23 protein-coding genes and 1 tRNA gene are annotated in these 21,172 nt (G+C 35.2%); 17 read left to right on the top strand and 7 right to left on the bottom strand.

The features are described 5' to 3' along the window. Positions 1 to 65: 65 nt before the first annotated feature. Positions 66 to 554, bottom strand: a complete 489-nt coding sequence (ispF, locus tag TTHT_RS08285; RefSeq protein ID WP_201327504.1) for a 2-C-methyl-D-erythritol 2,4-cyclodiphosphate synthase — start codon at positions 552 to 554, stop codon at positions 66 to 68. Between the two features lies 1 nt (position 555). Beyond that, a complete protein-coding gene (locus TTHT_RS08280) occupies positions 556 to 2,241 on the bottom strand; it encodes an MFS transporter (protein WP_201327503.1) in 1,686 nt (561 codons plus the stop codon). Between the two features lie 110 nt (positions 2,242 to 2,351). Between TTHT_RS08280 and TTHT_RS08275 the strand changes: the two genes are divergently transcribed. The 11 genes from TTHT_RS08275 (at position 2,352) to TTHT_RS08225 (ending at position 12,796) form a co-directional block, all read left to right on the top strand. Further along, positions 2,352 to 3,602: an acyl-CoA dehydrogenase family protein gene (locus TTHT_RS08275; protein ID WP_201327502.1), complete on the top strand. Its 1,251-nt coding sequence runs from the start codon at positions 2,352 to 2,354 to the stop codon at positions 3,600 to 3,602. 116 nt (positions 3,603 to 3,718) lie between these two features. Next, positions 3,719 to 4,012, top strand: coding sequence for an ethanolamine utilization microcompartment protein EutM (eutM, locus tag TTHT_RS08270; protein WP_236578189.1), 294 nt, complete (start codon positions 3,719 to 3,721; stop codon positions 4,010 to 4,012). Positions 4,013 to 4,045: 33 nt separating this feature from the next. After that, positions 4,046 to 5,629, top strand: a complete 1,584-nt coding sequence (locus TTHT_RS08265; RefSeq protein WP_201327501.1) for an aldehyde dehydrogenase family protein — start codon at positions 4,046 to 4,048, stop codon at positions 5,627 to 5,629. Between the two features lie 170 nt (positions 5,630 to 5,799). Next, positions 5,800 to 6,060, top strand: a complete 261-nt coding sequence (locus TTHT_RS11045; protein ID WP_408033915.1) for an ACT domain-containing protein — start codon at positions 5,800 to 5,802, stop codon at positions 6,058 to 6,060. Positions 6,061 to 6,062: 2 nt separating this feature from the next. Next, a complete protein-coding gene (locus TTHT_RS08255) occupies positions 6,063 to 7,433 on the top strand; it encodes a PFL family protein (protein WP_201327499.1) in 1,371 nt (456 codons plus the stop codon). A 1-nt stretch (position 7,434) separates the two neighbouring features. Next, positions 7,435 to 8,016 carry an RNA polymerase sigma factor gene (locus TTHT_RS08250; protein WP_201327498.1) on the top strand — a complete coding sequence of 194 codons (582 nt, stop codon included), beginning with the start codon at positions 7,435 to 7,437 and terminating at the stop codon, positions 8,014 to 8,016. Continuing rightward, a complete protein-coding gene (locus tag TTHT_RS08245) occupies positions 8,009 to 8,245 on the top strand; it encodes an anti-sigma factor family protein (protein ID WP_201327497.1) in 237 nt (78 codons plus the stop codon). The genes TTHT_RS08250 and TTHT_RS08245 overlap by 8 nt, the downstream gene beginning before the upstream one ends. Positions 8,246 to 8,285: 40 nt before the next feature. Next, on the top strand, positions 8,286 to 8,879 hold the full coding sequence (locus TTHT_RS08240) for a hypothetical protein (protein ID WP_201327496.1): 594 nt from the start codon (positions 8,286 to 8,288) through the stop codon (positions 8,877 to 8,879). Continuing rightward, complete coding sequence (locus TTHT_RS08235; protein ID WP_201327495.1) at positions 8,876 to 11,284, top strand: sensor histidine kinase; 2,409 nt, start codon at positions 8,876 to 8,878, stop codon at positions 11,282 to 11,284. The genes TTHT_RS08240 and TTHT_RS08235 overlap by 4 nt, the downstream gene beginning before the upstream one ends. Next, positions 11,253 to 12,014, top strand: coding sequence for an IF-2B domain-containing protein (locus TTHT_RS08230; RefSeq protein ID WP_201327494.1), 762 nt, complete (start codon positions 11,253 to 11,255; stop codon positions 12,012 to 12,014). The genes TTHT_RS08235 and TTHT_RS08230 overlap by 32 nt, the downstream gene beginning before the upstream one ends. Next, positions 12,014 to 12,796: a YihY/virulence factor BrkB family protein gene (locus tag TTHT_RS08225; protein WP_201327493.1), complete on the top strand. Its 783-nt coding sequence runs from the start codon at positions 12,014 to 12,016 to the stop codon at positions 12,794 to 12,796. Before TTHT_RS08230 ends, TTHT_RS08225 begins: the two co-directional genes overlap by 1 nt. A 1-nt stretch (position 12,797) precedes the next feature. Here TTHT_RS08225 and TTHT_RS08220 read toward each other — a convergent pair whose 3' ends face one another. Genes TTHT_RS08220 through TTHT_RS08200 form a run of 5 tightly spaced genes read right to left on the bottom strand, consistent with a single transcriptional unit; the run spans position 12,798 to position 16,458 of the window. Further along, positions 12,798 to 13,457 (bottom strand): aminotransferase class IV, encoded by a 660-nt coding sequence (locus TTHT_RS08220; protein ID WP_201327492.1) that lies wholly within the window; start codon positions 13,455 to 13,457, stop codon positions 12,798 to 12,800. Next, positions 13,444 to 14,706: an anthranilate synthase component I family protein gene (locus tag TTHT_RS08215; RefSeq protein WP_201327491.1), complete on the bottom strand. Its 1,263-nt coding sequence runs from the start codon at positions 14,704 to 14,706 to the stop codon at positions 13,444 to 13,446. The genes TTHT_RS08220 and TTHT_RS08215 overlap by 14 nt, the downstream gene beginning before the upstream one ends. Further along, positions 14,684 to 15,250 carry an anthranilate synthase component II gene (locus tag TTHT_RS08210; protein ID WP_201327490.1) on the bottom strand — a complete coding sequence of 189 codons (567 nt, stop codon included), beginning with the start codon at positions 15,248 to 15,250 and terminating at the stop codon, positions 14,684 to 14,686. Before TTHT_RS08210 ends, TTHT_RS08215 begins: the two co-directional genes overlap by 23 nt. 2 nt (positions 15,251 to 15,252) lie before the next feature. Then, positions 15,253 to 16,014, bottom strand: a complete 762-nt coding sequence (locus TTHT_RS08205; protein WP_201327489.1) for a hydroxymethylpyrimidine/phosphomethylpyrimidine kinase — start codon at positions 16,012 to 16,014, stop codon at positions 15,253 to 15,255. Then, positions 16,015 to 16,458, bottom strand: a complete 444-nt coding sequence (locus tag TTHT_RS08200) for a hypothetical protein (protein WP_201327488.1) — start codon at positions 16,456 to 16,458, stop codon at positions 16,015 to 16,017. 132 nt (positions 16,459 to 16,590) lie between these two features. On the opposite strand from TTHT_RS08200, the gene TTHT_RS08195 reads away from it, so the two are divergent. The 6 genes from TTHT_RS08195 to TTHT_RS08170 all read left to right on the top strand — a co-directional run bounded on the left by TTHT_RS08195 (position 16,591) and on the right by TTHT_RS08170 (position 21,135). Next, positions 16,591 to 18,285 carry a ribonuclease J gene (locus TTHT_RS08195; RefSeq protein WP_201327487.1) on the top strand — a complete coding sequence of 565 codons (1,695 nt, stop codon included), beginning with the start codon at positions 16,591 to 16,593 and terminating at the stop codon, positions 18,283 to 18,285. A 33-nt stretch (positions 18,286 to 18,318) separates the two neighbouring features. Next, entirely contained in the window at positions 18,319 to 19,050 is a 732-nt protein-coding gene (gene pyrH, locus TTHT_RS08190) for a UMP kinase (protein WP_201327486.1), read from the top strand. Continuing rightward, positions 19,043 to 19,600: a ribosome recycling factor gene (frr, locus tag TTHT_RS08185; protein ID WP_201327485.1), complete on the top strand. Its 558-nt coding sequence runs from the start codon at positions 19,043 to 19,045 to the stop codon at positions 19,598 to 19,600. Before pyrH ends, frr begins: the two co-directional genes overlap by 8 nt. Further along, positions 19,593 to 20,060 (top strand): hypothetical protein, encoded by a 468-nt coding sequence (locus tag TTHT_RS08180; RefSeq protein WP_201327484.1) that lies wholly within the window; start codon positions 19,593 to 19,595, stop codon positions 20,058 to 20,060. Before frr ends, TTHT_RS08180 begins: the two co-directional genes overlap by 8 nt. 128 nt (positions 20,061 to 20,188) lie before the next feature. Then, positions 20,189 to 20,265, top strand: a tRNA-Pro gene (locus tag TTHT_RS08175). A 69-nt stretch (positions 20,266 to 20,334) separates the two neighbouring features. Next, positions 20,335 to 21,135, top strand: coding sequence for an MBL fold metallo-hydrolase (locus TTHT_RS08170; RefSeq protein ID WP_201327483.1), 801 nt, complete (start codon positions 20,335 to 20,337; stop codon positions 21,133 to 21,135). Positions 21,136 to 21,172 lie beyond the last annotated feature (37 nt).

Below are 21,172 nucleotides of genomic sequence, written 5' to 3'. Positions count from 1 at the left end.
TATTGTTGTTAAAATAATTTTTTTTTACTTCAAAGGCAAATTTCCTTAATGCAAATATATTGCCTCTATTGATTAGTTACTGATTCCAGCAGTACAACAGCGGTTGCAGCAATCCCTTCTTTGCGGCCGATGAAGCCCATTTTTTCGGTTGTTGTGGCTTTAATGTTTACCCTGTTTTTTTCAATTTTGAGTATGTTTGCTATGTTTTCTTCAATCTTTTCCCTGAATGGGTTTATTTTTGGGGTTTCGCAGATTATTGTGGCGTCTATGTTTGATATTTCAAACCCTTTTCCCCTTGCAAGGCTTATTGCTTTTTCAAGAAAAATCCTTGAATCTACGTTTTTGAATTCCTCATTAGTATCGGGGAAGTGGAAGCCAATGTCTTTTTCGCCAATTGCCCCTAAAAGTGCATCTGTTATTGCGTGAAGCAATACATCTGCGTCTGAATGGCCTTTTAAGCCAAAGGGGGAGTCAAACTGAACTCCCCCTATTATTAGCTTTCTTCCGTATTCAAATTTGTGAAAGTCTATTCCCTGTCCTATTCTGATATCCATTTTATATTCTTGACATAGGAATTGTAACAAGTATGGTTATTAACATTTTTACCATGTAAATGAGAATTGCTACAACAATTATCCCAATAAAAATTGCAATAATTGTGGAGAGGATAGACTCGTCTCTCTCCTCTTTTTCTTTTCTAAGCCATCCCCTTGTGAGGAATAGAAGAATTGGGGATGTGATTGCAATTAATCCATAGTAAAACCACATCTGCTCAGTGTGTTTTGGGCCTTCAACAGGGCAGTAATGCATGAGAAACCAACCTGCGTATAGCGCTGTAATAATTTTTGTTAAAAACCATGGAAACTGTGCAATCCCCATGTATTCCCCTGTCCTTCCGGGAGGTGCTAATTCTGCCGCATACTGCAAGAATCTCGGCTGCCACATAGCCTCGCCTATTGACATAACAATAATGTATGCAAACAATGTGTAAACATTTGGCCCTATTGCAAGGAAGAATGTAGGCAAAGCCATTACAAAGGTGCCTAATATCATCATTTTCATTGTGTCAGATTTTGCGGTAATTGCTGCAACAAGCGGGGTTAATATAAAAATAAGTATCGGGTTAAAGTTTACGAAGAGTTCCATGTTTGCCTTAACTGTTGGGCCGAATGCCCTGTCAACATACTGTGGAAGTGTTAGCCAGTTGTGGGCAAATAATGTTTGAACAGGGATTAATGCAAAAATAAAGAATGCAAACTTTACATCCCTTAATGGGTGTTCTAAAAAGTACTGTTTTAAGCTTCTCTTCTTTGGTTTGTTTTCCTGTCTTTCTTTTTCTATCTGTTCTTCTGATTTGCCCTGAGCAAGCTCTTTTTGTTTCTTTTCTTCTAATGCCTTTGCAATTGTCTTTTTGTTAACATAAATCAATAAAACAACAATCCCTAAAAATGTTGAAATAACATAAAACCAGAAAACCCCTAACATCCCGTAATGCACATCAGGGTTAACTGCAATTCCAGCTGCTTTTAGTTTTGCAATGAAGAAATCCCTGTACCATGCTCTTATTCTCGGGGATATTAAGCCAGGCAGAAAACCGCCTAAATTCATTACTGCGTAAAGGACTGCATATCCCATTGTTGCTGTTTTTTCGTCTGTAAACTCTTTTACAGCAGCATAGGCGGCAGGTTGATACATTCCGTAACCAATAATAACAAGGAAAAGCCCAAATAGTGCAGCGTAGTATAAAACCACCCATGAGCCTTTACCAAATAGCATTTCATACGGCACGCCTGTAAAAATAATTCTGCCTATAAGCATAAAGATAAGGGAAAAAAGCAACGCCTTTCTTATCCCGATTTTATCTGACATTCCCCCTAAAAATAGCATTGCGAGGGTAATGCCTCCTGTGAAAAATCCAACAACAAGGTCTGCCTGATGGTCGTTTAGACCAAAAAAATCGTTGAAGTAAATTGCCATAAAGGTCAAAATTCCGAAGTAAACCATACCTTCAATCAGGTATGAGATGTTTACTCCCCATAAAACCTTTGGCACTTTTGCAAAGTCAATAAATGGCTGGATAATCTCTCTTAATGGGTTTGTTGCCTCTTTTTCTGTGGTAGTTGGTTCTTTAATTTCTTCATTGTCAATAGGAAGTTGGATAATCTCCTCTAATGGGTTTGTGTTGTCGTTTCCAGGGGCAATTGGGTCATAATTTCTATCATTGTTTTTCCCTTTAGCCAATTCTATCCTCCCGTAATTTTTTCTATGACAAAAATTATACCAGCAAATACGACAACTTTTCTAATTTTTTGTATTATCATTAAATTAGATAAACATTTTCGGAGGATATTATGTTTGATTTTATTTTAACCGAAGAGCAAAAAAAGTTAAGAGACGAGGCAAGGGAGTTTTCAAAGTGGGTGCCAAAGGATTTAATTCTTGCAATGGATAGAGAGGAGATACAGTTTCCCAAAGAGTACTTAAAAGAGGCGGGAAAGAGAAACCTTTTGGGGATAAGGATTCCTAAAGAGTTTGGCGGGAGGGGTTTAGGCTGGGTTGAAAATGCAATTGTTGCAGAAGAGATTGGGGTACCAAGTTATTCCCTTGCCTGTTTGTGGGGGGTGGGGGCAGACATTGTTTGTGATGCAATTGTTGAATTTGGGTGTGATGAATTAAAGGAAGAGGTTGTAAAACCTCTTTTAAAGGGGGAGGTTTACGCTGCAGAGGGGTTAACAGAACCGAGGGGTGGTTCAGATTTTTTTGGAGCGAAAACCTATGCTGTGAAAGACGGGGACGACTGGATAATAAACGGAAGTAAGAGGTTTATTGTGGGTGCTGAAGGGGCAGACTGGTTTTTGGTTTATGCGGTAACAGACAGGGATAATCCAGACCCGCACAAAAGGATAACAGCCTTTATGGTTCCAAGGACAAAGGGGGTTGAAACTGAATACATTTACGGGTTAATGGGTGTTAGAGGTGGTGGTGCAGGAAGGCTTAAACTTGATAATGTAAGAGTACCTGAAAGATATGCCTTAAATGGAATAAACGGCGGATACGAGGTTTTTAAAAGGATGATGATTCCGGAAAGGCTTGGTACTGCTGCAATGACAATCGGTTCTGTTAGGCCTGCAATAGAAATTGCAACTAAGTACACATCAAGGAGAAAGGCTTTCGGGAGAGAGATTGCAAAGTTTGAGGCTGTTGGGTTTAAGGTTGCAGATTCAGTAATGCTCCTTGATGCTGCAAGGGGGCTTGTTTACTCAACAGCGCTTGCAATAGATTCAGGTAATGCTTCCCCTGGAAGGGTAAGAAGGATGATTTCCGAAAGCAAGAAGTTTGTAACAGAAGCAGCCTGGGAGATTGCAAATAAGTGTATGCAGGTTATGGGGGGGATAGGTTACACAGATATTTATCCCATTGAAAGGATTGTGAGAGACATAAGGCTTTCAATGATATGGGTTGGTACAAACGAGATAATGCAATTAATTATTCAGCACGAATGGTACAAGGAATTCTGGCAAAAGGTTGTTAAAGAAAATGTGAGAAATGTTGAAATGGATGCGGCAAATGCCCACAGGGAAGACGAAAAGGTTTTTGAGTAAATAGTAAAATTTTATTGATTTATTTTTGTTGTTTTCCTGAATAAGTATCTATCTCTTTGCTTTTGCAAAAAAATGTTTTGTGATATTATTTTATTGAACTAATTAAGGAGGAAATTATGAATAGAGAAGCGCTTGGAATGGTTGAAACCAAGGGGTTGGTAGGCGCAATAGAAGCCGCAGATGCTATGGTTAAGGCGGCAAATGTTGTTTTAATCGGAAAGGAATACATTGGCGGCGGTTATGTTACCGTTATGGTAAGAGGCGATGTAGGCGCTGTTAAGGCTTCAACAGATGCAGGGGCAGCCGCTGCAAGAAGAGTTGGTGAGCTTGTTTCTGTTCATGTTATTCCAAGACCTCATTCAGATGTTGAAAAGATTTTGCCGGGTTATCAGGAGAAAAAGGCAAAATAATAGGCTCCAATAATAAATTTTCTGGAGATTGTAATGCTTGATTCAATTTTTGAAAAGGCTGAAATTGCCGGCAGCATCCTTGAAGAATACTCTCAGGAAGAGATAGATAGGGTTGTTGAGCAAATTGCAAAAGATGGCGAGGCTAACGCATTAAGGCTTGGAGAGCTTGCCCACAATGAAACCGGCTATGGAAAGCCTGAAGACAAAAAGATAAAAAATATTTTAGCAACAAAGCTTTTGTGGGATTCAATTAAGAATGAAAAAACAGTGGGTATTATTAAAGAAGACCCTGTAAATAAGATTATAGAGGTGGCGGCACCTGTCGGGATTGTTGCTGCCGTAATTCCTTCAACAAACCCAACATCAACAACACTTTACAAGGCTATAATTTCTTTAAAGGGAAGAAACCCGATTATTTTCTCCCCCCATCCTGCTGCAAAGGGTTGTATAAAGGAGACTGTTGATTTAATAAGAAACTCTTTAAAAAAGGTTGGGGCACCGGAAGATGCTGTTCAAATCCTTGAAAACCCGACAATTGAGTTGACTAAGCAAATGATGTCCCATCCTAAAACAGGGGTTATTCTTGCAACTGGTGGATTGGGGCTTGTAAAGGCTGCGTACTCATCCGGTAAACCTGCTTACGGGGTTGGTCCTGGCAATGTCCCTGTTTTTATTGAAAGAACTGCCGATGTTGAAAAGGCTGTAAAAGATGTTATTGCAGGAAAAACTTTTGACAACGGCACTGTTTGTGCTTCTGAGCAGGCTATTATTGCAGACAAGCCTGTGGCAAAACAGGTTGTTGAGGAGTTGCTTAAAAATAATGCCTATATCTTGAAAGGCGATGAAATGGATAAGGTGGCAAAGGTTGTTGTTACTGAAAAGTTTTCAGCAAATCCAAAGATAGTTGGAAAACCTGCAACATACATTGCACAACTTGCCGGGGTAAATGTCCCAGATAAAACTGTTGCCCTTGTCGCTCCTTTAGATGGGGTTGGCAAAGAATATCCACTTTCAGTTGAAAAATTATCACCAGTGCTTGCTTTGTACATTGAAGACGGCTGGGAGGCAGCGTGCAAAAGGTGTATTCAACTGTTGAAGTTTGGCGGGCTGGGACATTCATTGGGTATCCATACAAGAAACAAAGAGGTTTTAAAGCAATTTGCTTTAAAGAAGCCTGCATCAAGGATTATTGTTAACTCTCCAACAACGCACGGTGCTGTTGGTTATTCAACAAACCTTATGCCGTCAATGACTTTAGGCTGCGGCACTTTAGGAAACAACATAACAAGCGAAAACATAACCGCAAAGCATATGATTAATGTTAAAAGGGTGGCCTTTGAAACTAACCCTGTGAACAAGGGAAGGTTTTCCCCTTCAGATTTTTACTTTAAGGATGTTAAAGCATCAACAATTGAAAGTATAATTGAAAGCAAGTTAGGTGAGATTGATAAACCTGTTGAAAAAGATTATAAAGATGAAGTTTACGATTTTGTATGTGAAGAGGATGTTAAAAAGGCTGTAAGGGAAAACAGAAAGATTTTGATTAACGATAAAACAATGATTACTCCCCTTGCTCTTGATGAGGGGAGAAAACACAATATTTTTAAGAAGGTATAAATATGGATAGGGAAGCGTTTGTTTATAAGATTACCGAGATTATTTTCAAGCATTTTGGCCAGTATGGGACAGATAGCGTAAAACAGTGTGTAAGAGAGTTAGTAAAAACAATTGAGCCTCAAAAAGAGCTTTTAGAAGGCTCTTCTGAAAGGGAGGATAAGGATACTGCAATAATCACTGTTTTTGGTGAGAGTAAACCCGGGATTGTTGCAGGGATTACAAGTGTGTTGGCTGAAAACAATGTTGACATTACCGATATTGCCCAGACCCTTTTAGGTAAAAACTTTGCAATGATTATTATTGTTGACCTTTCCCTTTGCTCAAAAAACTTTACCGAGTTGAAAGAGGTTTTAATTAAAAAGGGCGAAGAATTAGGGGTTGCGGTATTTTCCCAGCATAAAGAACTTTTTAAATCAATGCATAGGATTTAAAGATGTTAGGTAGTTTCAGTACAAAAGAAATACTTGAAACTATCAAGATGATTCAGATGGAGCATCTTGATATTAGAACAACCACAATGGGGATTTCCCTTTTTGATTGTATTACTTCGGACATAAACTCAACATGCGACAAAATCTATGACAAGATAATGAAGTACGCGGGAAATCTTGTTACAACGGTTAAGCAGATTGAGGAAGAATTTGGTATAACTGTCGCAAATAAAAGGATTTCAGTAACCCCTGTTTCACTTACAGGTGGTGTTTCAATTACAAGGGATGGATTTATAAAGATTGCCAAAACCCTTGATAAGGCTTGCAACGAGATAGGGATTGACTTTTTAGGTGGCTATTCTGCTTTGGTGCAAAAAGGGACCACAAATGTTGAGGAAGAGTTTATAGATTCAATTCCCGAAGCACTTGCCGTAACCGAGCATATTTGCTCTTCGGTGAATGTTGCATCCACAAGGGCTGGAATTAATATGGATGCTGTAAAGAAGATGGGGCATATTATAAAAGAGATGGCAGAGCTAACAAAAGACAGGGGTGCCCTTGCAAACGCAAAGTTTGTTGTTTTTGCAAATGCTGTTGAGGACAATCCATTTATGGCTGGTGCATTTCACGGAGTTTCTGAACCTGAATGTGTTATCAATGTTGGAGTTTCAGGGCCTGGTGTTGTAAACGATGTTGTAAAAAAGGCTGGTGATGTTGATTTAGGCACTCTGTCTGAAATTATAAAGAAAACTGTATTTAAGATAACAAGGGCTGGTGAGTTAATAGGAAGGGAAGCAGCAAGAAGGTTAGGAGTGAAATTTGGGATACTTGACCTTTCTTTAGCACCCACTCCCGCTGAGGGAGACTCTGTTGCAGAGATTTTAAAGGGAATTGGGTTGGAGCAACCTGGAGCGCCAGGTACAACTGCTGCTCTTGCAATGCTTACAGATGCTGTTAAAAAGGGTGGAGTTATGGCGTCTTCCTATGTTGGGGGGATGAGTGGAGCATTTATCCCTGTTTCTGAAGATGCTGGAATGATTGAGGCTGTAAAGTTGGGGGCTTTGACTTTAGAAAAACTTGAGGCAATGACAGCGGTCTGTTCTGTTGGTCTTGACATGGTTGCTGTTCCAGGCGATACCCCTGCTGAAACAATTTCAGGCTTAATTGCAGATGAAATAGCAATCGGTGTTGTTAACGGTAAAACAACAGCAGTGAGGGTAATTGTTCCCCCCGGGGCAAAGGTTGGAGATGAGGTGCAGTTTGGCGGGCTTTTAGGTATGGCAATTGTTCAGGATATAAATAAATTTTCCGCAAAAAGGTTTATTGATAGAGGCGGTAGAATCCCTGCACCGATAACAAGTATGAGAAATTAAATTGAAGAAATCAAAATTTATGACAGAACAGGAACTTATAACAAGGCTTAAATCTGGAGATGAGGAAGCCTTTAATCTTTTTTTTGAAAAATACAAAAAGACTATTTACAACTTCGGTTTGAAGTTTTGCGGGAACAGGGAAGATGCATCTGACATATTGCAGGAAACACTTTTAAATGCTTTTAAATACATAAAGAATTTTAAAGGTGAATCAAAGCTTTCAACCTGGCTTTACAAAATTGCATCAAATGCCTGCCAGAAGAAAAAAAACTCTGAAAGAAATATTGTTTCATTTGATGAGTTAGAGGATAACCATATTCACGCATTGAATAAACATAATGAAAATCCCCATATAACTTTTGAAAAGAAAGAGATTGAAAGACTTATCCAGAAGGCTATTTTAAAACTTCCAGAGCAGTACAGAATCCCCCTGATTTTAAAAGATATTGAGGGATTAAATCATCAGGAGATGGCAGAAATTTTAGATATTTCTGTTGCAAACGCAAAGGTAAGATTGCACAGGGCAAGGTTAATGCTTAAAGCAATTGTAGAAAAATTTTTGCGGGAAGGCAAAAATGGATGATAAATGCAAAAAGATAATGGAATGTATTTCAGATTACCTTGATGGAGAAGCAACTGAAGAACTTTGCAAAATGGTAGAAAAGCATTTGCTGGAATGTAGCGAGTGCAAGTGCGTTTTTGAAAATTTAAAGAATACTGTTGAGATGCTTCATAATCTTCCAGAAGAGGAGATTCCCGGTAATATAGAACAATCTGTATTAAAAAAACTTAAAAAAATTCTCTTTAAATAATTCTGGTATAATATCACTATAAAAATCTGAAGGTTATTCTATGAAAAAAAGAGATTTTGTCCTTCTTTTTCTTGTTTTATTGTTTGCTTTTTTATTTGTTGCCAACAATAGGGATTTATTTAAAAAATCTTCTCCAGACGAAGAAAGTGTGCTGATACAGGAAACATCCCCTTTATTTGTGCCAGCTCTTATAAAGGGAAAGAAAAATGATTTAGAAAGAATTTATAAAAATTTCAACAAATTAAATTACCCTGTTGCACTGTTTAACCTAACCATGGATCCTGTTGTCTGGAATGATGCTGCTCTAAATTACAGGGGAGATTATGCAATAGTTAAAACAGTTGAAATTCTTGGAAATCCAATAGGCTATGTGGGAGTGGGAGCAAAGAATCAAACTGAAAAAAAATCCAGTATATTAAACCTGTGGATTTTTCTTTTAATTCTCTTTTTCATAGTTTCCTTTTTTTCTTTTAACCTATTTAAGGTGTTGTATTTAATTTTTCTACTTGCTTTGTCATTAATTACAAAAGAACTTTTTCCTGTTTTTCTCTTTTTTTCGATGCTCTATATTGCATATGGGAAAAGGTATATAAATGACAAGCTTGCTTCTTTAGTTTTTTTGTTTTTGCAATGATTGGTTTTTACAGCCTGTTTTTAAACCCCTTTGTTTTTTCAGACCTGATAACCTTTTTTAAAAATCCAGTATTTTTCCAGTACTTTTTTATCTTAATTCTTTCTGCAAGTTTTTTATTTGTTTTAAAGCCTTGTAAATTTTTGTTAATTTTAGTGTTGTTTAGCCTGTTTTTTTCTTCTTATGTTTTTGTTTTTTCTCTAATTTTATTTTTGATTTCAATAATAAGAGGAGAAAAAATATCAATTTTACTTTTAAAACTTCTGTTGTTTTCTATTTTTCTATCATTTTTGGGGCATTTTTATTCGTTTCAAACGGTTAAAGAGTTTGTAAAGAAGAACGATTTTTCTTACAGCTACCTGAGAGAGCAGGGAAAAACTAAACTTGAAAAGTATTTAGTGATTGCAAAAACAAGGGGTTTTGCAAATTTAAAGGATTTTGTTCAAAGAAGCGGGTTGAAAAATGAAGACTATTATGTGGCTTATATCAATATTTTAGGAGAAGTGGTGGAAAGTTATTCAAATAATCTCCCTTCAACAATGGATATTTCAGAAAAATTTTCTTCCGAGGTTGTTGATTTAGGTGGAAAGCCAAGGTTTGTTCTTGAAGGTTATGGAAGGTTTAAGGTTGGAAAGATTTTAATCTCTATCTCAAATGATGTTTATTCTCACCCCTTTGTTAAGAAGCACCCTGAAATCTTAAAATTGATAACAGTGGAAAAAGGGGATAAAGGGTTTGTGGTAAGCTGTAAAAAAATTGATTATTTTTATGCAGTTACGGATTTGGCAATTATATTTTTGATAGGTATAACTTCATTCCTGATTTTTTCATCTTCACAGAAGAGAGTGAGATTGTTTGAAAGAGTTATCTTTTCAATTTATCTTGGATTTTCAATAATTTTCATAGTGTTAGGGCTTTTCCTCTTTGTTTTTTCAAACAGGATTGCCTTTAAGGTTGTTGAAACAAACGCAGAGAATAATTTAAAGAAAATTCAAAAGTTGATAGAAAGTGAACCGAACAAAATTTCAGATGAATATTTAACCTGGCTTAAAGAGGTATTTAAAGTAGATGTGGGCATTTATGGAAATGGAGTATTGCAAATTACAACTAATAGAGCTAATTTAAGTTTATTGATGCCTTTTAAGGTTTTTAATAGTATAAAATTTGGTGAAAAAGAAATATACTTTGTCAACGGCATTGCATTCAAGGCGCTTGATTTTAAAGAGATTCCTTTTGCTGTTTTGGGTGTTGCAGGCGGGAAAGACTTTAATCCATTGTATGAATTTTTGAGAATAATCTCTTTAATCTTTTTTGTAATCTTTGTGGTTTCATACTTTGTTTCCTATGAAATTACAAAGTCTTTTGTTATGCCCCTTGTTGAACTTTCACATAGTGCCAAGGCTGTGGTTAAAGGGGATTTTGAGGTAGATATTGATTACAACAATGACGATGAGATAAAAGAGTTGATAGATTCTATTTCCTTTATGGCAAAATCACTTAAAGAGAATTACGATAGGTTGAAAACAATTATAGACAATGTTTCAAGTGCAATAGTTTTAACTGATAATAAGGGGAAAATTGTTCTTGAAAATAAAACCTTTGAGTTGCTTGAAAGAGAACTTAAAGAAAAAGCCCTTAAAGGGAAAGATTACTTTGAACTTGATTACAATAATAAGCATTATGTTGTTTATAAAAAAGAGGTTGAAGAGGGGCTTAAAATGGTGGTTATTGAGGATTTAACAGATGTGGTAAAGGCAAGTAAATTAGAGATTATTTCCGATATTGCGAGAAAGGTTGCCCACGATATTAAAAATCCATTAACTCCTATAAAACTCAATATTGAGTACCTGCTTGCAGTTTTTAAGAAAAGGGAAAGGGATTTTGAAGAAGTATTGCCAAAGGTTGCAGAAAATGTTTTACAGAAGGTTGAAGAGTTAAAGAATATTTCCTCTCAATTTTCTGGAATTTTCAAAGCGTCAAGGGATGAAAATTTTGAGAGCATAAACATAAAAGAATTTTTGGAAACCCTTTTTGCTTCCTATCCAGGTGTAAAGTTTGAGATAAAAGGAAAAGATTTTAATATAAAAGCAAGCAAATTAAAGCTTTCAAGGGTATTTGAGAATTTAATTGAGAATACAATCTCATTTTCTGAAAAACCCTATGTTGAGATTGATATAAGGGGAAATGGGGAATTTGTTAAAATTGATTACAGGGATAATTCATCAGGGATAAAGAATGAAAACATTGAAAAGATTTTTGAACCTTACTTTTCAACAAGGGAAGATGGAACAGGATTAGGCTTGTTTATTGTAAAAGAATTTGTTGAAGAAATGGGAGGAGGGATTAAGGCTTATTCTTCTGAAAAAGGAGGGCATTTTGAACTTAAATTTAGAAAAACTGCTTCTTGACGAAATTCTTAATGACAATATTCACGGGTCTTCTTACCTGCTTGAAAAAACTGTTAATTTGTTAAAAGGCAAAGAGTTAAGTGTTCAGCTTAAATTTGCAAAAAAGATTGCTGAAAAACACAAAGGAATGGCTTACCTTGTAAACTTAAAAGATTTTATTGAAAAAGAGCAGAAGGGCTGTATTGAGTTTTACAAAGAGGTAAGGGAGGCACAGAGAGAGGTTTTAGAAAGGTTTTTAAAGTATTCAGAAGGGTTGAGCATTTCTGCAATTGCAACAATAAGTTATTCTGGAATGGTGAGAGATGCTCTTGTATCCCTTTATAGAAAAAATCCTTTTTCATTATTTATTGGTGAATCAAGGCCTGCAAACGAGGGTGTGAAATTTGCTGAGCATCTTTTCAACAGCGGGGTTAAAGATATAACACTTATGACAGATGCCTGTTTGCTATCAAAGATTGATTTGTACGATTTGATTATTTTAGGTTGCGATTGTTTTACAGACAGTTTTTTTGTAAATAAAACAGGAAGCAGGGCTTTGGTTTTACTGGGAAAGTATACAAATAGGCCTGTTATTGTGCTTGCAGACAGATTTAAAAAGATAAAGGAAGAGGATATTGTTTTAAAAACTGGGGAAAAAGAAGAGATTTATAAGGGGAAACACTCTATTAAAGTTGAAAATCCATATCTTGAGACTGTCTATTTTACTGATAATGTTGTAATATTTTACTGATGAAGTTTTTAAAGAAGTTATGGAAGATAATTGTAAACTTTTACAAAAAGGGGCTTTTCACCATATCTGCTGCATTGTCTTACTATGCAATGCTTGCTATTTTCCCCTTTTTCATAATGCTTGTGTACTTTTCAACCGTCTTTTTTAAGAAAAACCTTTCAGTTGAAAAACTGGATTCTATACTAAAACTATTCCCCCCGTCAATCTCACAAACAATTGTTACAAACATAGACAAAATCATTCTATCAGGTAAAGTATTCTCAGCAATTTCTGCCGTTTTTATTGTTTACTTTTCCTTCAGGGTTTTTGCTGTTTTAGAAAGGGCTTTAAGTATAATTTACAACACAAAGGTTGAAAGGGGGTTCTGGATAGCAACCTTAAAATCCTTTGTCTTGTTTGTGTTAACTGCTTTTGGGTTACTCTTTTTATTCCTGATTTCATCTGTTATTTTTGTAATAAAAAGCAAATTTGAAACAATAACAATTATAAATTCTTATTATATTTTGTTGTTTTTGCAGGTTATTATTGAAACATTGTTCTTTGCTCTTTCTTACAAGTATATGTCTCATAAAAAATTAAAATGGAAAAATGTTTTGGTAGGTGGCTTTGTTGCGGCATTTTTGTGGGAAATTTTAAAACACATATTCGGGCTTTACATTGCAAGTATTAAGCTTTACTTCCTTCTCTATGGCTCAATCGGTTCAATTGTTTTACTTATGCTGTGGCTATACTATTCTTTTCTTGTTTATCTTTTAGGGGCAGAAATAAGCGAGGATTTATAAATTAAAAAATTATATCCGCTTCCAGAATTCCTATTAGTGCATTTGAAACAAAGCATTTTTTGAAGTTTTTTATATCTTTTTCTGGGATTATATCTTCTTTAACAAGTTTTCTTTTTATTGCAATCTGCCTGATTGTCCCTGGCAAAAGCCCTTCGCTTAATGGGGGAGTTACAATTTCCCCGTTTTGTTTTTCAAAATAAATATTACACTTCCCTGTTTGAGTGACATTTCCTTTTTCATTTAAAATTATCCCGTCATAACAATTTCTTTTTTTGGCTAATTCTGTTATTTCTTTTAAAAATCTGTAATCAGTCGTCTTGTGCAAAAGATAAGTGTTTTTTGAATAGACAAATCTATCTTTTATTAAGACTAATTTTACTTTTTTATCTGGGATTTCTCTTATGCCACTTTCAGTAAAAATACCTCTTTTTGTTGCAATTATTTTAAGGTAGTTTTTGTTATTTAAATTTAAATTGTCAATGTGTCTTACAAATTCTCCATAAGAGGGAATAAAGCCTATATCCAACTCTTCGGCACTTTTTTTCATTCTTGAATAATGTAGCTTAAGCCTCAAAGGCTTTTCATTATAAACCTTTATAGTTTCAAAAATTCCAAAATCCTCAGTATTAGGTATTCCATTTAAAAATTCAAGAATTTTCAAGGCACTTCCTTATTGATTGAGCTTTATAAACAGTTTCAAGGTATTCGTTTTTCTCATTAGAGTCAATTACAATCCCTCCGCCAACACCAAAGTATAGTTTGTCATTTATGGTATACGCTGTTCGTATCGCAATATTAAAATCGCCCTGTTTGCCATCTGCTCTATACCACCCTATTGAGCCTGTATAAATGTTTCGCTTTAATTTTTCAAGTTTGAGAATATACTGCATTGATGAAAGTTTTGGGCAGCCGGTTATAGAGCCTCCAGGGAATATATTTTCAAATATTTCTTTCATATTATTGGTTTTTAACTTTCCTTCAATAATAGATACAAGGTGATGCACATTTGAAAGTGTCAAGAGTTTTTTAAAGTGCTTAACCTGAACAGAAGGGGAGATGCATACCTTTGTTAAATCGTTTCTCAGTAAATCTGTAATCATTGCAAGCTCTGCTGAATCCTTTTTACTGTTTTTCAGAGTGGTTTTTAAAGTCAGGTCTTCTTTTTTAGAATTCCCTCTATTAATAGTTCCCTTAATAGGCTCTGTAATTATCTTACCCTTACCTATTTTGAAAAACCTTTCCGGAGAGGATGAGACAATTGAGTGGTAATTTCCGCTATCAATAAACTCAAGTATTGCTGAAAATGAAGCAGGGTTTGTTTGGTACAACCTGTAAGCAAATTGCGATATATCTCCTGAAAAAGCCCACTCTTCCTGTCTTGTAAGGTTTACCTGATAAACATTTCCTTTTTTTATCTCCTCTTTTATAAACCGTACCTTTTCGCAGTAACTTTTTTTATCTTCAGTGGTTGATATAAATTTTGCTTTAAATATTTTTTTTGTTTTTTCTAAAAGATAAGCATTCTCATAATGTTCAGTCTCCCTTGTGCATTGATAAAGAGTTTTTGTCTTCTTTGAGTATATTTTTAAATTTTTGTAAAGGAAAAACAGTGAAAGGGGAAAATTGCTGTTTAAATTGTCAGGGAGTTTACTGTCATACTCATATCCCTTTTCGTATGAAACAAAACCTATAATATCTGGTAAAATTTGAGGTTTTTCCCCAAATCTTTTAAATTTCAAATTGTTTGGAAAGTCTCTAAAAACCTTTAAAGGCTTTTCTCCGAAGATTATGTAATTGCCTTTACCGTATAAAATACAGTAAGGGTATTTTTTCTCAATTTTGAAAAAGTCTTTAAGATAAAGCTCTTTCTTTTCTCTTTCCCATTTTTCAATCACAAAAAGATAAGACATTTTCAGCAATCCTCAATCCGAATTCTGTTAAAAATGATTCAGGGTGGAACTGCACCCCGAAAATTTTGTATCTTGTATGAGTTATAGCCATTGGAATTCCCTCTCTGTTTCTGGCAATTACTTTGAAATTTTTTCCAGGGTTAGCCACATAAAGTGAGTGATACCTTGCCACTTTAAAAGGGGCTGGGATATTTTTTAAAATTCCTTGTTTCTTATGGGTAATTAAATCTGTTTTCCCGTGTATTGGTTTTGTTTTGTTAACCTTTCCTCTATCCCATACAGCCATGCACTGCATTCCCAGGCATATGCCAAAAAGAGGGATTTTGCCTTTAAAAAAATCAATGGCTTCTATTGATAATTTTGCGTCTTCAGGTTTCCCAGGGCCAGGGGAGATAATAAGCAAATCAGGATTGTATTTGTTTATTAAATCAATGCTTGTTTTGTCTGCCCTCTCCACCTCTATTTTGTTTGTGAAGTTTGAAAACAGGTGATACACATTCATTGTAAAAGAATCAAAGTTGTCTAACAAAAAAATCCTTTTCATAACTATCTCAATAGTAGGTTTAATGGATAAGGGGGATTTCCCAATTTGTAATTATGTCTCATTGCTTCTGTTAAATAGTTTTTTGATATTGCTATTGCTTCTTTTAGTGTTTTTCCTGATGCAAGGTTTGATGCAATTGCGCTTGAAAGGGCGCAGCCTGTGCCTCTGCTGTTTTCAGTCTCTATTCTTTCTCCTTTGAAAACTATTTTCTCCTCATCACTTAAAAGCAGATCGTAAGGTTTTTTTAAATGCCCCCCCTTTATTAAAATATTTTTAAATCCTTTGTTTTTTAGCAATTCTCCTAACTCTTGCTGATTTTCAGAATTTAACTTTGTTAACTCTTTTGCTTCAGGGATATTTGGAGTAATCAGGTAAATTTTACCTGCGTTTTGAGTGATTGAATCAACAAGTGCGTTGTCAGACACTTTCCCTTTTGTTGAGGTTTTTAAAACAGGGTCTAAAACTGTTTTTATGCCTTTTTTGTAAAATGTGCTTACTAACAAATCAAGGATTTCCCCTCTTCCTGTTAATCCTATTTTTGCCACCTCAATACTGTAATAATCTAAAATTGATTTTAACTGCGTTTCTACCTGTTGCAGTTTTAAAACCTCAAAACCGAAAAATTCAGTTGAGTTTTGGTATGTTAATGCAGTTAAAACAGGCAGGGGATACACATTGAAAAATGCACAAACCTTTATGTCACTTGCAAGCCCTGCACCGCCTGAGGGGTCAAGCCCCCCTGCGACAATTACGCTTTTGTTCATTTATCTGTTTGCAAATGCTTGAAATTCTTTGTATTTTAAATACTCTTTGTTTTCTAAATTAACAGGTGCTTTCTTTACCAGAATGCTCCTGACCCCTCTAATTTTGTTGGGGATTTTTCTTAAATATCTTTTGAGTTTGTAGCCTCCTAAATCGCTAACATCCACCACTATTGTGTCTTTTCCAACTATATTGTCTTTTACATCGTATCTGATTACCTTTAATGTTAGATATTTTAAAACAGGTTTTGGGTTTTTGTTTTCAATTGCAAACTCAACATTTAGATAGGCAGGGTCTCCGTTTTCGTCTCTAACAAGGTTAAACCCCAATGTCTTTACAATGTATTTGCTTCTTGCAGATATCAACTCTTCTAATGGGTTTTCTTTTTTACAGGATATTGTTGGGATAATCAAAAATATTAAAACCAAAAATAAAATCTTTTTCATTCTTTCCTCCCGATATTTTTGTCGGTTTAATTATACCAGAAAGCAGAATTGTATTTCTCTAATTCAATTTTTGTTTTTTGGCTTTTTTTAATGTTATAATCAAATGATAAAAAAAATTTTAAAGAGGGTAATATGGAAATTCTGCCGTATAAAAAGAATACGGTACAAATTGTACCTATAGGCGGGTTAGGCGAATTTGGAATGAATTCAATGTTTTTAAGGGTTAACGATGCTGGAATTGTTATTGATGCAGGGGCAATGTTTCCCGATTTTGACCAGCCGGGTATTGATGTGGTTATCCCTGATTACTCTTTCTTAGATGAACATGGGATAAAGGATGTAATTAAAGCCATTGTTATAACCCATGCCCACGAAGACCATATAGGGGCTATCCCTTTTTTGTGCCAGGATATAGGAAGGGATATTGACATTTACGGCACAAAGCTTACCATAGGTTTTATTAAGAAAAAACTTGAAGAGCACAGGTTTGAGCATAAAGTGAATTTGCATATTGTAAATGCTGGTGAAAGTGTAAGGTTTAACGAGATTAAGGTTAACTTTATTCAGGTTACACATAGTATAGTTGATAGCCTGGCACTCTTCATTGAAACGCCCTTTGGCAATGTGTTTCATACAGGTGATTTTAAAATAGATAAAACCCCTATTGACAACAGACACTTTGACTTTGCAGGGTTTGCAAGAGCTGGAGAAAAAGGGGTTGATTTGCTAATGGCAGATTCAACAAATGTGGAAAGAAAAGGATATACCCTTTCAGAAAAGGTTGTTGGTGAAAGCCTTGAGAAGATTATTTCACAATCTGTTTCAAAGGTAATTATTGCCTGTTTTTCTTCACATATACACAGGGTTCAGCAGGTTTTAAATGTGGCCAGAAAGTTAAATAGAAAAGTGGCTCTTGTTGGGACAAGCCTTGTGAACGCTTTCAATGTTGCAAAAGGGTTAGGGTATTTGAGGATTCCCCCTGATGTTTTGATTAATGATAGAGATATACCGGATATCCCACCACACAGGCTGATAATAATTACCACAGGTTCACAGGGAGAGCCGATGAGTGCCCTTTCAAGGATTGTAAGAAATGAACATAAAAGAATAAAGGTTGAAGAAGGAGACACAGTTATAATTTCAGCAAAAACAATTCCTGGAAACGAAAAGCCTGTTTTAAAAATAATAAATACACTTTACAAAAAGGGAGCTGAGGTTTATTACGAAGAGGTTTCTGAAGTTCATGTATCAGGTCATGCTTCAAGGGAAGAGTTAAAAATGGTATTTTCTATGATTAAGCCAAAATACTTTATCCCTGTACACGGAGAGATGAAGCAATTGCACCACCATATGCTTCTGGCAAGAGAAATGGGGTTGCATAGAAGGAATATAAAGATAATTGAAGACGGAGATGTGGTTGAGTTATCAAAAAAGGGGTTGAGGTATGTAGGGAAGATTCAAATAGGAAAAAAACTCATTGAGGGAAGTGGTTTTGATGAGGTAGAAGAGATTGCTTTAAAAGACAGGAGAAGAATGGCAGAGGATGGAATAATAATAGTGGCAATGGTAGTTGATGGAAAAACCTCAGAACTTATAGGGGATGTTGAAATTATTACAAGGGGATTTATACTTTTGTCTGATAGTGAAAATGAAGCCCAGATAAACGAAATGAAGGAAATAGTTAAAGAGCGTTTTTACTCTCTTGAAGATGCTATGAGGGTTGATTGGGAATATACGAGACCTCATATTCGTTCTGCTTTGAAAAAGTATATAAAAAAAAGATTTAATGCATTTCCGGTAATTTTGCCTATAATTTTAACTGTATAGTATAATTTATTTGAAATTTGAAAAGGAGAAACTATGGGTGAAGCAGCATATAAAAGAATTTTATTAAAGATGAGTGGAGAGGTGCTGGAAGGAACGCAGGGTTTTGGAATTGATCCTTCTGTTGTAAAAAGGCTTGCTAAAGAAATTGTTGATGTTCACAAATTAGGCGTTGAAATTGGAATTGTAATTGGTGGCGGAAATATTTTTCGCGGAGTTTCAGGGAGCAAGCAGGGGCTTGATAGGGTTACTGGTGATTATATGGGAATGCTTGCAACTTTAATAAATTGTCTTTCCCTTCAGGATGCAATTGAAAAAGAAGGTGTACCCACAAGGGTTATGTCTGCTATTGAAGTTAAGGAGGTTGCTGAACCTTTTATTAAAAGGAGAGCGGTAAGACACCTTGAAAAGGGAAGAATTGTAATATTTGGTGCAGGGACAGGGAATCCATTTTTTACAACAGATACCGCTGCTGCATTGAGGGCAATTGAGATTAATGCTCAAGTTTTGCTGAAAGCAACAAAGGTTGATGGTGTTTATACAGCAGACCCTGTTAAAGTTAAAGGGGCAGAATTATTGAAAGAAGTTGACTATATGACTGTGTTAAAGCATGGCTTAAAGGTAATGGATTCCACTGCAATTTCATTGAGTATGGATAATTCTCTTGATATAATAGTTTTTAACATCAAGAAAGAAGGCAACCTGTTGAGAGTTGTAAAAGGCGAAAAGATAGGAACAAAAGTAATAAAAGGAGGAGGCAATGATTAAGGATGTTTTGAAAGATGCTGAATCTCATATGAAGAAAACCGTTGAGGTTTTTAAACATGAAATTGCTTCATTAAGGACAGGAAAGGCAAGTGTTTCCCTTCTTGATGGGGTACAGGTTGAGTATTATGGTACCAAGATGCCACTGAATCAGATTGCAACTATATCTGCTCCAGATGCTACTTTGATTGTTGTTACCCCTTATGATATGACTGCGTTGCAGGCAATAGAGAAGGCAATTAGAGAGGCTGATTTAGGACTTAATCCTTCTAATGATGGTAAAAAAATTATGGTGCCTGTTCCTCCTTTAACAGAAGAAAGAAGAAAAACCCTTGTGAAAAAACTTCATGAATATGCAGAACAGTGCAGGGTTGCTGTCAGGAATATTAGAAGAGATGCAAGGGATAAGGTTAAGCAGTTACTCAAAGATAAAGAGATTTCGGAAGATGATGAAAAAAGGGCAGAAGACGATATCCAGAAATTAACAGACAAGTACATTGATGAAATTGATGATATATCTAAAAAGAAGGAAGAAGATATAATGCATGTTTAAAAGGCTATTTATTTTAAGCCTTTTAATTTTTTGTTTTTTTTGTTCTTTTTCTAAAGCTATACAATCCGAAGATTGTGTTGTTTTTAGTGTAAAAAATAATGTGGTAACTGAAAGTGATTTAAGGGCTTTTGCCTATATTTTTAATGAGGATTATCAAAATAAAAGAGAAGAGTTGATTAAAAAAGTGGTTGAAATAGAGAAAATGTATTACTGTCTTAAAGAAAACTACCCATTTGAGGGTGAGTTTAAAAGGGAATATCCTTATCTTTACTACCAGTTAAATTATTTTTACAATAATAGGCTTTTGCCCGCAGATAATTTTGCAGATAATGATATTGATTTTAATTTAGTGAATTACAATCTTTTTAAATTGTTGTTTGTATTAAAATATTCTTTTTTGTTGGTTGATGAAGGGGATCGTAGTTGTTTAGACGCTCCTGTCTATTTTAATAAAAGGTAAGTAAACAATGTGGGGGATAAATTTTTTTATTGAGAAGTTTGGTTAATCCCCCCCTGCTAAGTGGGCTTTTTTGTCCCCAGTTTGATTTGATTTTTTCTATCAATTTACTATAATACTTACTTGCAGGTCGGAGCGTGGCGCAGCCTGGTAGCGCACACCCTTGGGGTGGGTGGGGTCGGAGGTTCAAATCCTCTCGCTCCGACCATTTTCCTCCCTTCCAAAATTATTCAATTCATTAGTGGTAAAAAAATTTGAATAAGTTTATAATGAAAACATGAGTGAATATTCATTCATTATTCATGAGATAAAAGGTTATATTTCTTCTTTATTTCTAATCGAGACTAACGGGAAGTTTCTGCTTCTTGATGCAGGGTGCTCCTGTGATTTTAAAAAAGTTAAATCTTTTCTTGAAGAAAGAGGTAAAAGCCTTAATGACTTAAAGCTTGTTGTTGTTACCCATATGCATCCTGACCATGCAGGTGCGGTTAAGTACTTTAAAAAAAACAATATCCCAATTGCCTCAACCGAGGGGGCTTATAGGTGGTATAGAGGATTAGGTGGCTTTATACAGCACAAAATTGATACCTTTCTTGCACAGTTTTCAGCAAGAAGAAAAAAGAATATTTTAGAGCCAGTGAACTATAAAAGAAAGTTTATCCCTGATTATTTGTTAAAAGATGGAGACACACTCCCCTTTTTCCCTGATTGGAAGGTGGTTTTTACGCCAGGTCATACGCTTTATGATATTTCATTGTTTAATGAGAAAGGGAAGGTCTTTTATCTTGCAGATCTTATTTTAAAAATGGGGGACAAATATGTGCTTCCATTCCCGATAATATTCCCGGATTTGATGAAAAAATCCCTGGATAGAATTAAAGAGTATAATTTTGATACACTTCTCCTTGCTCACGGAGGATTGTTAAAGGAAAGAGGTCTCTCACAAAATTTTTCTAAAGTTATAGATAGTTTAAAAGAAACGATAGGCAAAATAGATAAAATTGAGTTTAAAATTTTTTACCCATTTTGCCTTTTTGTCCATGATAAATGGGTTTGTAAAATAAAGCAATGTCGGTAGAGGATTTTATTTAAAATTCTAAAATTTTTTGACTAAT

Source organism: Thermotomaculum hydrothermale (assembly GCF_016592575.1).
GTDB classification, from domain to species: domain Bacteria; phylum Acidobacteriota; class Holophagae; order Thermotomaculales; family Thermotomaculaceae; genus Thermotomaculum; species Thermotomaculum hydrothermale.
The sequence above is the reverse complement of the archived record's forward strand: the minus strand, read 5'-3'. Positions and strand labels throughout refer to the sequence as shown.